The sequence below is a fragment of the Faecalibacterium sp. 3 genome (assembly GCF_048323735.1).
Lineage (GTDB): Bacteria > Bacillota > Clostridia > Oscillospirales > Ruminococcaceae > Faecalibacterium > Faecalibacterium wellingii.
Window position 1 is genome coordinate 504042 of record NZ_JBLWFN010000001.1, and the last position, 14676, is coordinate 518717.

A 14676-nucleotide genomic window follows, 5' to 3' on the forward strand; every position below is an offset into this window, starting at 1 on the left:
GTCTACTCATGATGAATCTGCTCGAACTTTCCAAAGCGACCGGCCTGCCGCCGGAAGACCTTCGCGGGATCCTGCACGACCGCTACCACCGTGTCGTTCTTCATGAACTGGCACCGGTCAACACCGAAGCCGAGACCGAACTGCTTGCCGAATATGCCATTCGTTCCCCTCCCCATCCGGCAAAAAAGCAGCACCCCCGTAAGCCCAGCCCCGGCCCTGACCGTGAGCGCCAGCGGACCGAGACCCTTCAGTTTCTGCGCCGCGTTTCAAATCACGATGTGTTCATCGACACCTGTAGCCTGCTTCACACCGGTTTCTTTCCCTTTTACGCGCTCTATCGTAAAGCGGTCTCCCGCCCCCTCTGCGTTCCTTATGTGGTGAAGCTTGAGCTCGAGAAAAAGCTTCATGACCCCCGGCTCCATACACAGGCCAGCCGTGTGCTGGAACTCATCCACCGCGACAACAACATCATCCTTCTTGGCGGTGACGAGGACCTGCGCCGCAGCGACTGCGGTAGGAAGCGTGTCCATGCAGACCCGGTCTTTGTAGAGAAGCTTCTCTACCTGCGCAATAACGGTCATTCTCTCCTGCTGATCACGCAGGACAAGGCCATGACCGCAGACGTTCTCGAGATCAACAATCTGCGATCACGTCATTCCAAGGCAGTCGTACTGGTCAAGAAGCTGACCCCGGATGGTTTTCTTGCCGACTCTCAATAACCGATCAGGAGGAAACCATATGAGTACTACCCTTCGTACCCTTTGCGAGGAATATCATCTCTCCACCCCGGATGGCACCAGCGCTTTGCAGAGCAGCGGCATTCTGGTGCTTTCGCCAGACGCTGAACTTCCTGCTTTTAAAGAAGGTTCTTATCGCAAGATCCTTTCTTCTGCAGCTTCGCCGGGTCCGCGTACAAGCCCCAAGCCGTCCAAACCCTCCTCGACGCCGCCGCGGCCGTCTCCTTTTTTGCCGGCCAAGACACCCCCGGGCGCAGCACCCCGGGCCGCCCCTGTGGATCACGAACAGCGTCAGCGCGCGATCCTGAGCCGCGACCTCATTATCATTACCTATATGTCACTCCGCAAACCGCAGACTGCCAGCATTCTCTATCAGGTGCTTGAGTTGAAGGTCACACAGCGCACTCGCACCCAGCTCGTGCTGTGCAAGGCCGCAGCCGACGCTCTGGAAAAGGATGCGCAGCAGTTCCCGGTCCTCGAAACGGTCGCTTCTCATGTTCAGCAGCTGAAGCAGCATCATGCGCTCCACCTGCTGAACGGCTCGCTTGCCTGTGAGAACCAGCTGCTGTCTGCCTTTATCAAAAAGCAGGATCTCAGCACCTCCATTCTTGTCCTTGGTACGAACCGCAGCCTGCATATGTTCATTGAACACCGCAATCAGGTAAACCAGACAAACCCCGGTTATCGCATTATTTACGAGCGTGATATCGACAACAAATCGCACTTGGCCAACCCCGCCAAACAGCGTCCGGCCTTTCCCGACCCGGAAGGCAAGACCAAAGCGCCCTATCCCGAAAGCTCTGCTCTGGCAGCTGACCGCATCCCCCGTGAAGGCGGTACCGCCTACATCCTAAAAGGCCGTGAGGATACCGGTTCCTATGAGCCAGTCCAGCTTGGCAAGCGTCTCGGTCTCGGCGGCGAAGCGCTGGTGTATCAGCTGCCGGACGGCAAATGCGCGAAGATCTTCAAAAGTAAAAACAACTCGGTCATGAAAAAAGAGAAGATACGCATCATGGTACGCAAGCTCGGTGCCATGCGTGCCGTAGACGCCGCTTTGATGAGCCGTCTCGCGTGGCCGGAAAAGATGCTGTACAACGAGCAACGCGAGTGGATCGGCTATATCATGCCGGCCTTCTCCAACACACATCCCTTTGCCGATTATAGCTATGATACCTTCCCGGCGCTGATCCCAAACGTCAGCAAGGCCGATCAGATCCGCATGAGCGTGGCTCTGACGGAGCTAGTGGATTTTCTCCACTACAACAACATTGTCCTCTGCGACATCAATACCAGCAACATCCTGTTTGACAACGATCAGAATGCGTATCTCATCGACCTTGATTCGGCTCAAGTTGCTTTCGAGGAGAAGGTCTTTCCCACCAATGTCGGCCTGCCCGACTACCTCTCGCCCGAGCATATCCGTAGCTGTACGTTCGATTTTATCAAAAAGAAATGTGATGACGTGTGGATTCTGCAAAACCTTATCTTCAAGATCCTCACCCCCTGTGGTCACCCTTACAGCTCTTCTATTTACTGTGAGGATGACCGCGAGTATGTCGAAAAAGGCATCTACCCATTTCAGTTCGACAAGCACCCTGCCGAAGAAAAAATTCGCGGAGGTCCATGGTATAACGTCATTTCCCACCTGCCTTATTACTTGAAGGAAGGCTTCTGGGAAAGCTTCCACGGCGAAGGCAAATGGTTTCACGAGAAAGAGCGTCGGCCCGTCAGCTATTGGCTGAACATTCTGGTTCGTTACCAGGAAGATCTGCCCGCTCTTACTGCTTATGACGCAGAAAGCGGCAAATACCTGCCTTCCCGTGCCAAAAAGGCACCGCCGCCCAAAGCAAAAGTGATCTCGAAGGAAAGCAGCAGCCTTGCAGATTTCAACGAGCTTCTCAAGAAACTGCCGCTTGAGGCAAAAAAGAACAAAAGCTGGGACAGCATGGTCTGATTCCCTATCGCAGGTTTTCAAAAACAGCATTTTGCCGTTTTTTGATTAAAAAATATCATTTATACGGAGGATTTTAATCTTATGGCGATCAAGAATATTCTGGGAAACCCCAACGTCCGCAATTATATCGCTGCCACCAAACAGCCGGTGAACGTGATGAACACCAATAAACGCGGTTCCGCCTCCATCGTGATCGACACATCTGGATCCATGAACCCCTACCGGGATCTGCTCAAGCGCCTTATCTGTGAATTTTATGACGATGTTCTGAAGGATCCCATTGCCAGCAACATTCTTGAACTCTCAATCATTACATTCAACAGCGATGTCTTCATTCTCCAGCCGATGTCTGAAGTCAAAGCGCAGGAGAAGAAAGGCAAAGATATCGACCTTCACTGCGAAGGTTTGACTTTGACCGGCTGTGCCCTGCAGGTCGCGCTGCTCCAAATGGAGCAGCGCATCGACCAGTTCCGCCATGCTTCTCCGGTTATTAAATACACCGCGCCCATCCTGTTCCTTCTCTCGGACGGCAAGCCCGAGTACACCCCCGAACTTCGTGATCAGGAAGAAGCCGCTATGACTTGGAGCAAGAAATACATCAAAGAGCAGGTTGCCGCCAACAAGCTCGTAGTCATTGCAGTAGAGATCGGCCGCAACTGCAACCACGCATTGATGCAGGAGCTTACCGGTCTGCGGGATGACCGCCATGTTCTGCGTGCCGATAACGCCAAATCTCTTGTAGACTTTTTTAAGTTCTCCAGTTCTATGTTGGTAAGCTGCTCTAAGTTCAAAAATGCATGTGAGGAGCTCAACGAAACCGATCTCCGCGACTATAAAAATTTTGCAGAACAGTAAGGAGGAAGCACATGTTCACCTACTATAAAACCTGCGACTTCCGCAAGACCGGCCTGCATCACACCCTGCAGCACCGCCCCTGTGAAGATCACACTGCCATGCGCATCGGCCCCGGCGGCTGCACTGCCATCACCCTTGCCGACGGAGCAGGCTCCTATTCCAAGGCTGACACCGGCGCGCAGATCACCAGCGCTGCCGCAGCCAGCTATCTGGCTGTCCACTTCGACGCCCTCTGGAAGATGGCTCCCGAGGATGCAGCACAGCACATCCTTCACGCTGTCCTGCACGAGCTGGCCGCAGAAGCCGCAGCCAGAGGCATCGACCTCAAAGAATACTCCTCCACCCTTCTGGCCGCAGCCGCTGTGCCCGACGATGGCCGTTACCTGTTATTCCATGTTGGTGACGGCGCTCTTATCGGTCTGAACAGCTCCGGCACCTGCCGTGTTCTCTCCCGCTATGAACACGACGGCCCTTCCAACCTCACAACTTTCGTAACGGTGCCCGACACCCCTTACTTTCTCCAGCAGGGTCATCTGAGCGAAAGCAGACTTTGTGGCTTCGCGCTTATGAGTGATGGCGCCGAAGAACATCTTGTAAATGAACTGGGCTGCGACCCCCACGTCCAGCTGATGCTGCAGCTGTTCTGCTTTCTGCACAAAGGCGCCATGCAGGAAGATCTGGAAGGGCTCTGCCATCTGATGCAGAGCAGCGGTGCCGGAGACGACCTTTCCTTCCATCTGCTCGCCGACACGCGTTTCGTCGGCCGTATGTTCTCGGCCGTTCCTCCCGCATTCCGGTGCGACGTGCTGGAGCTTCCCGCCGTGGGCCGTCAGGTCAAGTGCCTTTCCAAGGTGCTCAGCGCCGTGGCACTCCACCCGGAAGGAATCACCTTGCGGCAGCTGAGCCGTGCGCTCTATCTTCACAGTCCCCGTGCTGCCAAGCGCAAAGCGCAGCGCCTTGTGGATGCCGGCCTGCTTACCCGCAGCGACGGCGTGCTCCGCATCGCAGAATGACACAACATATTTTACAGAAAGGGCCGTTCACTATGATCATCATCATTGCTGTCTTCGTGATTTTCTTCGCCATTTGCGCCATGGCCTCCGGCAGTTCTTCCCACTCTTCTTCCGGTCAGAAGCCCTCTGCACCGCTTAAGAGCACCTCCAAGCCCGCTGCTCCCACCCACATCAACCGCGCCGCCCGCACTCCCATCACCAAACAGAACTTTCGCCAGAATCTGAAAACCCTGACCGACCGCGAGGACCTTCATCTCCAGACGACTGCTGAAGTCAAGCAATACATCGCTGCCGCAAAAAATTATAACACCGTGTCCCGTAAGGCCTTCCATCGTGCGCCTTCTTCCCCGCAAATCAGTATCGACATGACTTGGGCGGACGACCTGAGTGACCTGCTTCAGCAGACCGACATGCTCTACTCCAACGTCATGCTCACCTGCAACAAAAAACTGAGCTCTGATCGTTTTCAATATTATAACAATCTTTATTTCCGCAGCTTTACAGCTGCTGACCTTTGCCACGCCAAAGGGAAAGAGATAGAATCCTGCCTGAACCGTGAGATCGACCCGCTGTTCAAACGCCTGAACGATCGCAAAGACCCGGCGCATCTGCAGAAGAGCGATTATGAACAGCTTTGTTCCATTGCGAAGAACATGCGCAGCATCAAGAGCTTTCTTTTTGACCGCCGTAACCAGCTGAACCGGCAGACGGCAGTCATTCGGCACAAAATTGGCACCGATTGTGGACGAGGGGGCCAAGCGTGGGAAGCGAGCATCTTGGCTTCGAAAGGAGCACGCTAAAATGCAGATGTCCCGCCTGCGTTACGACCGGCTGAGCTATGATACCAGCGGCCTGCTGGGGCCGCCGGGCCGCTGGCTGCTCTGGTTTCATGGCTGTTGCCGCAGCTGTCCAGGCTGCATTGCCGCGGACTGGAACAATGCCGACGCCGAGTATGAACTCAGCTTTCAGACCCTTACTCGTCTGCTGGATGCCCGCCCGGATGCCGAGGGCATTACCATCAGCGGTGGAGAGCCGTTTGGTCAGAGCGCCTTTCTGGCTGACCTGACCGAACATCTCCACCGCCACGGCCTTGGCATCATCGTCTACACCGGCTTCACCCTTAGCGAACTCAGGGCTATGAAAGAACCCGCCGTCGAACGGGTGCTGGCCGTCACCGACACCCTCATCGACGGCCCTTACCGGGCCGAACTGGACGACGGCAAAGCTTTTCGCGGTTCAGCTAATCAGGTCATCCACCACTTAACACCCCGCTACCGCGCCTATTTTTCTGTCCCTGCAGAACGCCGCACCACCATCCAGAAAAACGGCGGCGTCTACAGCCTCACCGGTATCCCCACTGAACGCGCCAAAGAAGAGTGGCTCAGCCTTCACCGCAAATTTTCAAAAGGAGAGATGATCCCATGATCCTTCATTCCACGCGCCCGGCCGTTTTTGTGCTTGCCATGGACGACTGCGAGGTGCAGGCAAGCAGCGGCGGACTGCCCAATTTCTGTTCTGTTCTCTGGAAAAACAGCGATGGCCCCGAAGCCCTCGCGCAGGACCGCCCTCTTTTTCAGCGCTGCTGCTGGCAGCTCGACCTGTACGAGGAAGACCCTTCCAATCTTCTTGTGCAGGCCTATGATGGCGGCTGCGCGATGCCCCCGCTGTGCATCGAAGTGCGCGGCAAACAGGAGAGCACTGAAGCGGTCTTCTGCTTTCCAGACGGTTCTCACTCTGAAGTTTATCCGATCGCCTGCCCTTCTTCTCTGCGCATTACGAGCGACCGTGAAGGCGTCCTTCAGGTCGAGTTTCTTTCCATCGTGGACGCCCCCGCACAGCCGGACACAGAGCCTGCGCCGCTGACAACACCGGATACGGGCGTGCCTGATCCTCCCGGTCAGGAAAGTCCTCCTCTGCCGGAAAAAGCTCTGGTTCAGGCACAGCAGGAACAGCTGACCCGCCAGCAGGCAGAATTGGCCCGCCTAACCGCCGAGCTGGCCGCTTTGAAGCAGGAAAGCGGTCAGCTTGCGCAGGAGATCCAGCTCAAGCAGTCCGACATCGCAGCAGCCCGCAGTCTGCTGGCTGACCGCGCCGCTGCAGCCCGTTCTCTGCAAAAGGAGCTGGAAACGGTTCTGGACGCCAGTGGTCTGGATCAGGACACTCTGCGCTGTTACACCGGCAAGGACGGCGTCAACGCCCTGCTGCAGGAGTCGGAATCTCTGACCGCCCGCATACAGGCCGCCTTGAAAACGCTCATCCAGCAGCGCACTCAGGAGGCCGCAGACCGCTTTCAGTCTGTGACTTAAAGGGGGTGTTTCAATGGCATCCCCTCAACAGGAGATCCAGCAGCTGCGCCGCCAGATCGCAGATGCCAACCGCACCATTCAGGAGAACGAGTCCCGCAATCAGGCCGCCTTGTGCCGAACCATCACCGAGCTTCAAAAGCAGTACGAAAAAGCACGGAACGACCAGCAACAGGACTACGCTGCACGGCTGCGCCGCATCGAGGAAAGCTTCAGCAATGTCTATATCCGCGAAGCCGAGCGTTCCCGTCAGCAGTACCAAGCCCTTCGTGAAAAAGCAGAGGCCTATGAACAGCAGCTCTCGGAACAGATCCGCGCCCTGCAGAACGAGCAGGACCGCCTGATCGCCGAAGCCGACGCCCGGAACTTTGCACTTCGGCAGAAGGCGCAGAAAGCACTGACTGGTCTGGAGCGGCAGATCGCGGATGCATGCGCACTGCCAGTGGACGTCTTTTTCCCGCATTGCATACAGCATTACATCGAAGCCGGCGAGGAAGCCAAGGCCCTGCTGCAAGCCAGGCTCTACACTCTGGCCCTCTCCAAGGCCGACTGTGCCCGGCTCTTTGTTACCCGCCTGACAAGCGAAACGCAGGCCCGTCAGAATGAGCTGGAAGCGCTCTTTCTCCTTTACCGGCAGAGCTACGAGGTTATTTTGCAGCATCTCCATTCTGAGGAGACACGCTGCTTATCCGACCCGGACGGCAGCGTTCTTCTGCAGCTCAGTGAGCAGGACACCAGCTATTGGTCCGATCAGCTCTACACCGAACTGTCCACCACGTTGGATGGCCACCGTGCCGTGCTGGATGCAGGCATCAACGGCTGGCTCAAAAGATGCGCAGGTCAACCGGTATCGCCTACGCTTCTGCTTGATCAAGAGATCCAGAAGCTGAACGCTCTGCCCGACAAGCTCGGTTTATGCATCTCCTACGCGCTCTCTGCCTGTGACAGCTATAACCATACCGCCGATCTGTTCGAGTCTGCGGTCGGCCTGCTGAAAAGTCAGGGTTTTGCTTCCGAGACAGTCACTTACGGTGCCTGCCGTCCCGGCAACAACATCTCCGAAGGATATGCTCACTACCAAAAAGCTTCCCTTTTTCGCGCGCAGTGCCATACGCCCGGCGGTGCGCCCGACTACCGGGAAGAACGCATGCTCACCATGACCAAGCGCTACCCCGGCACTACAGAACATGACACCGTTTTCCTTTACGCCATCCCGCTTCGGCAGGCGGCCACCGTGCGTGCAGCGTTTCTGCTGCAGCTTGAGACCCGTTTTCTCCCGCAGGAGCGCGCCGCACAGATGGCAAAGAGGCTTTCCAACCTTACCGGCCAGCCGGTCACAGCCGCCCAGCGGGCTGACCCGCTGCCGCTGCAGCCGGATCGCCCCATGACACTGCAGACCGCCGAACAGCTCACTGCCACGGTCAACGATGATCAGGCCGTCAATAAATACAGTTCCGACATCATCTGATTTATAAAAGAGGAGTTTCTTATGAGTGCAGACAGCTTTATCCCTCTCGCCATTGCCGGTGCCTTCTTCTTCGCCGCCCCCATCGTTATTGCCGGTCTCGCCGTTGCCGGTGCTGCAGCTGCCGTTTCGGTCGTTGCACAGACTGCAGCTGACGCCAGCCGCAAGGCCGCCGCTGAACAGGCCAGCCGCCAGCGCGAACAGCAGGCCCGTCTCGCCCGCCAAAGCGCCGAAGACCAGCAGGCCATCCGCGCGCTTCAAAGCCGCTATACGGCTCTGCAGAGCCGTCAGCGTGCCGCTGCCGACGCGCTCAGCCAAAACATCGCGCAGGCCGCGCAGAAGGCCGCCCGTGAACTACACGCTTCCGGCAAGGCCACCGCCGAAAATGCCGCCAGCCTGCAGCGTACTGCTCAGGCAAAAGCCGAGGCGCTTTCCCATAAATGGAGCACCCAGAATGACGCCCTGCTGGCCCAGTACAGTGCCGACCTGCACGCATCGTTTCAGGAGACCCGCACGCAGCTGGAAGCCCGCAAGGCAGACCTGAGCCGCCTGCACAGCACCCTTGCAGGTGATGACGCCCAGACCCGCCGTCTTGCGCAGGAGCAGCTGGACACAGCCCGCATCGCCATCCAGAGCTTTGAAGTTGAGTTTGGCCGCTCCCCTGCTGCAGAGGACTACCACCGCGCTGTGGAGTACTTCAATGGCGGTCTGTATGAAAACGCCCACAGTTTGGCTTCTGCAGTGGCTTTAGACGTTTACACCCAGCTTGAAAAAGCACTGGTCCAGCAGGCGAAAGATGACTTCCTGCGCACTGCCATCCACACCATGGTGCGGACTGGTCAGGCGCGCATCCATGCGCTTGAGAACTGCACCGTGCCGTATCAAGGCGTCGAATACAACGAAGACCTCACTCGCTTTGTGCCGGATGTTTTCGCCGCACTGAAAACCTGTCTGCAGCAGCAGGAACATGCGTTGGAAAGCGCCAGCTCTGCAGAGCTGGCCAAAGCCCGCGCCGATGTCAGTGAGCTGCTGCAGGATGTCGATTGTGCCACACGCACGGCTGCACGGCAGATGATCTATGCCTACAGCGAAAACGATTCCGGCGAACTCGTACAAAGTGCCATGTTCCAGCAGGGCTACACCTGTACCGGCTATGCCTATAAGCATCGTCTGGAAGGCCAACCCCTGCATATCAACTTCGAGAAAGCGCTCACCGGTGAAAAGGTAACTGTGGAACTTATCCCTGACGACCATGGTGTGGCCCTGAACGTACACAATTTCGGCCGTCAGGCAGGCACCCCCATGAGTGCTCATGCACAGGACACCCTGCGTAATAATCTGGTTGCGGCGCTGAACCAGAGCGGTGCACTTCGTGTGCCTTGCCACGCAAGCTGTTCTAACAGCGGCGTTTCTTCCTCCGCTGCTCAGGCTGCAGACCTGCATGCCGTCAGCCAGTGAAGCCTTTGGAAAGGAGTGAAACTTGTCTATGAGCCGTTTCAGTGATGCTCTTCAGCGCGGCAGCGGCAGCAATGTTATCCTGCTGCAGTGCAGTGATGTCCGCGACATCATCATTCCCCGCGACCTCTGTCCCCGTGAATTCTATGTTGCATTGACGGATTTCCTGCGTCAGGCAGGTTTTGACAATGTGGTCTATTTCGACCCCGGCCTTGCTCTTGGCAAATATGTCTATGACGACCAGTCTGCCCGTTACAGCATCCCCGGCAACGAGACCGCTCCGGCCGCTGCGCCGGCAGCACCCGCCGAAGGAATGCCCCGCTTTGGCCGCCCCCGCAAGCCTGCTCCTTCTGGTAAGACCCCGGCACCGGCTCCGGCCAGCACACCGGAAAGCCCCGAAAAAAAGCTTATCTACCAGCAGAAGAATCTGACCCCAGAGACCCTCTATGCCGAATGCGACAGCTTTATGCGCAATACCACGTATCGCACTGCGGTGGTCTTTACCGATCTCCACGCCTTCATGGCAAGTGATCCTTCCGTCTCGCGTTATAGTTCTCTGCAGCATGACAAATGGAGGGGGGACAACCTGCTGATCTTTTTGCAGAAACAGCCCATGAGCTGTGAATTTGCGGGGCTTTTAAAGACCCGCAGCTGGTTCGACTTTTTCTTCGAAAGCTGCGGCGAGAACCGCTTTGTGCCAAAAGCCAACGCAGTTTTTTCCATCCGCTCCTTTGGCATTGATGAAACCATCCATCTGCTGCGTCGTCGCCAGCTGCTGAACGGTTTAACATTCCCCGATGGCGTCCGCGCCGCCGCCGACAAGCTGCTCTATGCCCAGCGCCAAGCAGCCTCTGACCACGAGAGTGGTTCCGCTCTTACGCTGCGTGCGCTGGACAGCCGCATCTGCCAGCAGCTGGACCAGCCCGGCACTTCCCGCATCTTCGACGATGCTTTTCTGAGCATGCTCCTTGGTCAGGATCTTCGCAAGCTTGCGTTTGACCCATGGTATGTCCTCGAGCACCGCGCCGGATGGGAGAGCGTCACCGCTGAGCTGCACCGCATTCTGAAACCCGTCGAAGCTTCTCCGGCATCGTCTGAACCCCACGGCCTGATGACCGAGCGTTTCGAAGGATCCGGCTCCACAGTCTGGCCCACCTGTCCGCATCTGCCCGGTATCTTCCTCGCCGGAAATCCCGGGACCGGTAAAACAACTTCTGTCCATCTTATCGGCCGCATCGCCCATGATGCGGGCCTTCTTCCCATTGGTCACGTTGTCACGGCCAAGGCCAGCGACCTCATCAGCGATGTGATCGGCGGCACGGCCATCAAAGTAGACCAGATGGTCGAAAAAGCCGAAGGCGGCATTCTGCACATCGACGAAGCCTACACCCTTTGCCGTAACCACAGCAGCAACAGCGGCAGCGGCAATATCTTCAATCAGGAAGCGATCGACGCCATTGTTAATTTTATGACCGACGACACCCGCCATGTCCTGTTTATTTTCTCTGGTTATTCTTCTTCCAAAGGAGAAAGCACAGACGGCATTCAGGGTCTCTTCCAGATGAATCCCGGCCTGAAGAGCCGCATTACCGAGCAGAATGTTCTCACCATTCCGGACTATTCGCCGGATGTCCTGCACCAGATTTTTAATTCTGCTCTGGCAAAAACTGGTTACTCCCTTGATCCCGCCATGCCCGATTCTTCCATTCAGACATTGATGGAGAACATATATCAGTCCCGCGACCAGCACTTCGGCAACGCAAGATTTGTGGAGAAAGAACTCATCGAAGGGCAGCTCCTCCCTTCTGCCGTAAAGCGCGGCAGCCACACCATTCAGCGCGAAGATTTCGGCAAATGGGCCAGCCGATTGGAAACCATTACCATGGACTCTGTCCGCAAAGAGTTCGGGCACTTTCCCGGGCTGGACGAAACCGGCCTGCCCATTCTGGACCGTTATCTGAATTACCGCAAACGTCTTCGTGCTGAAGGGACCAATGACGGCCGGATAGAGCACATCGTTCTGGTGGGGAACCCCGGCACCGGCAAGACCCAGCTGGCCAAATTGCTCTGCCGCGCTCTGTACACGGCTAATCTCCTCAGCCGCAGTGATCCCATCGAGGTCACGAACACCTCCTCCATTCGCCCCGACCAGCTGCAGGAGGCCGCCGAGCAGGCCGTCCGGCAGAACACTCTTCTGTTCATCGACGAAGCCCACCGGTGCAGCGCGCAGAGCATTGCTGCCCTGCTCAATCCCATGACCGAAGATCATCGGCTCACCTGCGTGTTTGCCGTCCAGCGCAGTCAAGAGGAAAACTTTTGGAAAATGGATTCCAGCCTGAAAGAGCGTTGTATCGTCCATTATCTGCCGGATTATACCACCGACCAGATGATGGCTATTTTCAAGAGCAAGGCAGACGCAGCCAGTTATGTCTGCAAAAGCAACACCGAAGCTGCATTGCGTATCCTCTTCAAGAACTGGTACGATACCAGAGAGTCCACACCGGACTTTTCCAACGCCCGCGCAGTGGTGCGGCTTTGTACCGAAATGGAAAACGCTTATTATGGCCGCTGTTGTGAAGAGCAGTTCACCCAAGAAAGTGTCCATTGGCTCGAGCCGCAAGATATCCCGGAAGCTTACTCCCAGCTGATTGCCTCCCAGAGCCATCAAATCACCTTTGAGGAAGCCATGCAGGAATTCGACAACTTGTACGGCATGAGCGAGATCCGCAACTGGATCAAAGCTATTTATCGCTCCGTCCAATATAAAAAAGAACGCAATCCGGACTTTTCCTTTTTACTGGAACATCCTGTTTTTGTGGGTGCACCCGGAACTGGCAAAACATCTGCTGCCAAGATTTTAGGCAAGGCATTCTACGCCCTCGGGCTTGTCTCCACCTCCCGTTTCTGCAGCTATAAGGCCAACGATCTCATCGCCGGCTTTATAGGGCAGACTGCGCTCAAAACAAAGGATGCATTGGCCCGCGGGCGCGGCGGCGTCATCTTCATCGACGAAGCCTACGCCCTTGCCTATGATGCTAACAGCCCCGGCGATTCTTACAAAAAAGAGGCCGTAGAGTACTTGTTGACATTTGCTGAGGAAAACCGCAAGGATACAGTGATGATTCTGGCCGGGTATGATGCCGATATGAACCGGTTCATGGAAAGTAACGTCGGCCTGCACGACCGCTTCACGAAGGTGCATTTCCGCAGTTTCAGCGATGAAGAATGTGCACAGATCCTCCTGCTGCAACTGAAACAGAAAAACATTCCCCTCGCAGAGAGCTGTCTGGACGCAGCTCGGGAGCTTCTCGCCGGTATCACTAAGATTCCGCAATTCTCCAATGCCCGGACGACCCGCAACATCGCTGAGGAGGTGTGCCGTGCGCATATCGCCCGGATCCAGACCGCCAGTGCCGACGAGCCCGACGTTATCATTCCGGAAGACATTTATTCCGGTGTCTCCACATGGCATAAAACACTTTGAATATGCCTTGAACCAGCGCATCGCCGAACTGGAAACCAAGTATCACGATTCGCTGGCAGTGGTGAAAGACCTCGAAGGTCGCATGAAGGCCAACAAAGAGCTGCGCTATCAGGTCGCAGCCTACACCAGCACCAAGAACATCACACAGCAGTTAAAGACCGCCAAGCGACCCGCAGCCTTTGAGGAGCAGCACCGTGCAGAGCTGACAGCATACCGGGCGGCAGCAGCCTATTTCAAGGCAGACAACATCACAAAGCTGCCCAGCCCGAAAAAGCTGGAAGCCGAGTATGCGCAGCTGGCATCCGAAAAGGCAAAGTTCTACGAGCAGTACAAGGAAGCTAAGGAAGAACTGCTCAAACTGAAAACCGCGAAGCAGAATGTTGCGTCCTTTTTCCGGGAGGAAGAACCGGCGCAGCAGGAGAGATAAAGGAGTGTGCGTATGATCAATCTGAAAATCGACCCGGAGTTCCAGTCCCAGATCCCTCCACTGACCGATGATGAATTCAAGCAGCTTGAAGAAAACATCCTCAAAGAGGGCAAGCTGATTTCTCCTTTGATCGTGTGGAACAACACCCTTGTTGATGGTCACAACCGTTATGCGATTCTTCAGAAACATCCCGAAATCCGCTTTTCTACCATGCCGCTCCGCTTTGCAAATCGTGAGGAAGCACTCGCTTGGATTTGCAAGAATCAGCTGGGGCGGCGCAATCTTTCCCCCGAACAAAAGCGTTACCTGCTGGGGAAGCAGTACGAATCTGAAAAGAAAGCCGAGAAAATCTTTCACGGCAATCAGTACACTTTAGCAAAGAAAAGTGGTGGTGATCACGGTGATAACCACCACTCCGGGAAGAAAACCTGCGACCGGATCGCAGAGGAAAGCAGTGTCAGCCGTGCCTCCGTTCTTCGTGCCAGCCACTATACACGAGGCATCGACATCGCAGACAATCTCTCTCCCGGCATCAAGCAGAAAGTCTTTTCCGGTGAGGTGAAGTTCACCAACGATGAAATGTCCAAACTTGTGCAGAGCAGTCCCGACAAGCGGCAGGACGTGTTCGCCGAGATCATGCACCCGGAGATCACGAAAGCGATGGAAGCTGCTGACGCAGAACCCAACGCCGACACTCCGGTTCCGATGCCCACAGCCGACCCGGAACAGTTCAAGACTTATCAAGTCCCGGACGAGTTCATGCGGGTCTACAAAACCTTGAGCACAGCCACTGAAATGATGAAGAACACATGGAAGCGAGTGCTCAAGAACAATCAGAGCTATCTCTCCGACCCGGAAAAGCAGAAAGTTCTCCGTTTTGCGATGCAGCGTCCTGCCCTCTATCTGAATGAGCTGGAAGCCTGCATGGAACAGATTCTCGCTGAAACCCTTGAAGAAACTGAAAAGACCGCATAACGACAGGC

Annotated in this window: 12 protein-coding genes; all 12 read left to right on the top strand. The window is 56.0% G+C overall.

The window, feature by feature from the left end; translation table 11 throughout:
• The first annotated feature begins 8 nt into the window (after positions 1 to 8).
• The 12 genes from ACNSPV_RS02295 to ACNSPV_RS02350 all read left to right on the top strand — a co-directional run bounded on the left by ACNSPV_RS02295 (position 9) and on the right by ACNSPV_RS02350 (position 14668).
• Complete coding sequence (locus ACNSPV_RS02295; RefSeq protein ID WP_348584751.1) at positions 9 to 719, top strand: hypothetical protein; 711 nt, start codon at positions 9 to 11, stop codon at positions 717 to 719.
• Entirely contained in the window at positions 694 to 2691 is a 1998-nt protein-coding gene (locus ACNSPV_RS02300) for a protein kinase domain-containing protein (protein ID WP_348584750.1), read from the top strand. Before ACNSPV_RS02295 ends, ACNSPV_RS02300 begins: the two co-directional genes overlap by 26 nt.
• Positions 2692 to 2772: 81 nt before the next feature.
• Positions 2773 to 3546 (top strand): vWA domain-containing protein, encoded by a 774-nt coding sequence (locus tag ACNSPV_RS02305; RefSeq protein WP_348584749.1) that lies wholly within the window; start codon positions 2773 to 2775, stop codon positions 3544 to 3546.
• Between the two features lie 11 nt (positions 3547 to 3557).
• Positions 3558 to 4559: a protein phosphatase 2C domain-containing protein gene (locus tag ACNSPV_RS02310; protein WP_348584748.1), complete on the top strand. Its 1002-nt coding sequence runs from the start codon at positions 3558 to 3560 to the stop codon at positions 4557 to 4559.
• A gap of 32 nt (positions 4560 to 4591) precedes the next feature.
• The gene (locus ACNSPV_RS02315) at positions 4592 to 5359 is read left to right on the top strand and encodes a hypothetical protein (protein WP_348584747.1); all 768 of its coding nucleotides are present in this window, start codon (positions 4592 to 4594) and stop codon (positions 5357 to 5359) included.
• 1 nt (position 5360) lies between these two features.
• A complete protein-coding gene (locus ACNSPV_RS02320; protein ID WP_348584746.1) occupies positions 5361 to 5984 on the top strand; it encodes a 4Fe-4S single cluster domain-containing protein in 624 nt (207 codons plus the stop codon).
• The gene (locus tag ACNSPV_RS02325; RefSeq protein WP_348584745.1) at positions 5981 to 6865 is read left to right on the top strand and encodes a hypothetical protein; all 885 of its coding nucleotides are present in this window, start codon (positions 5981 to 5983) and stop codon (positions 6863 to 6865) included. The genes ACNSPV_RS02320 and ACNSPV_RS02325 overlap by 4 nt, the downstream gene beginning before the upstream one ends.
• 13 nt (positions 6866 to 6878) lie before the next feature.
• Entirely contained in the window at positions 6879 to 8330 is a 1452-nt protein-coding gene (locus ACNSPV_RS02330; protein WP_348584744.1) for a hypothetical protein, read from the top strand.
• A gap of 21 nt (positions 8331 to 8351) precedes the next feature.
• Positions 8352 to 9785, top strand: coding sequence for a hypothetical protein (locus ACNSPV_RS02335; RefSeq protein WP_348584743.1), 1434 nt, complete (start codon positions 8352 to 8354; stop codon positions 9783 to 9785).
• A 28-nt stretch (positions 9786 to 9813) separates the two neighbouring features.
• Positions 9814 to 13266, top strand: a complete 3453-nt coding sequence (locus ACNSPV_RS02340) for an AAA family ATPase (RefSeq protein ID WP_348584742.1) — start codon at positions 9814 to 9816, stop codon at positions 13264 to 13266.
• 7 nt (positions 13267 to 13273) lie between these two features.
• Positions 13274 to 13693: a hypothetical protein gene (locus ACNSPV_RS02345; protein ID WP_348584741.1), complete on the top strand. Its 420-nt coding sequence runs from the start codon at positions 13274 to 13276 to the stop codon at positions 13691 to 13693.
• Positions 13694 to 13705: 12 nt separating this feature from the next.
• Positions 13706 to 14668, top strand: coding sequence for a hypothetical protein (locus ACNSPV_RS02350; RefSeq protein ID WP_348584740.1), 963 nt, complete (start codon positions 13706 to 13708; stop codon positions 14666 to 14668).
• Positions 14669 to 14676: the final 8 nt, after the last annotated feature.

Bases quoted from the DNA above. Each gene is read 5' to 3' on its own strand.
- ACNSPV_RS02350 (WP_348584740.1), top strand. From the start codon at position 13,706: ATGATCAATCTGAAAATCGACCCGGAGTTCCAGTCCCAGATCCCTCCA.
- ACNSPV_RS02335 (WP_348584743.1), top strand. From the start codon at position 8,352: ATGAGTGCAGACAGCTTTATCCCTCTCGCCATTGCCGGTGCCTTCTTC.
- ACNSPV_RS02300 (WP_348584750.1), top strand. From the start codon at position 694: ATGGTTTTCTTGCCGACTCTCAATAACCGATCAGGAGGAAACCATATG.
- ACNSPV_RS02330 (WP_348584744.1), top strand. From the start codon at position 6,879: ATGGCATCCCCTCAACAGGAGATCCAGCAGCTGCGCCGCCAGATCGCA.
- ACNSPV_RS02295 (WP_348584751.1), top strand. From the start codon at position 9: ATGATGAATCTGCTCGAACTTTCCAAAGCGACCGGCCTGCCGCCGGAA.
- ACNSPV_RS02320 (WP_348584746.1), top strand. From the start codon at position 5,361: ATGCAGATGTCCCGCCTGCGTTACGACCGGCTGAGCTATGATACCAGC.
- ACNSPV_RS02325 (WP_348584745.1), top strand. From the start codon at position 5,981: ATGATCCTTCATTCCACGCGCCCGGCCGTTTTTGTGCTTGCCATGGAC.
- ACNSPV_RS02310 (WP_348584748.1), top strand. From the start codon at position 3,558: ATGTTCACCTACTATAAAACCTGCGACTTCCGCAAGACCGGCCTGCAT.
- ACNSPV_RS02315 (WP_348584747.1), top strand. From the start codon at position 4,592: ATGATCATCATCATTGCTGTCTTCGTGATTTTCTTCGCCATTTGCGCC.
- ACNSPV_RS02305 (WP_348584749.1), top strand. From the start codon at position 2,773: ATGGCGATCAAGAATATTCTGGGAAACCCCAACGTCCGCAATTATATC.
- ACNSPV_RS02340 (WP_348584742.1), top strand. From the start codon at position 9,814: ATGAGCCGTTTCAGTGATGCTCTTCAGCGCGGCAGCGGCAGCAATGTT.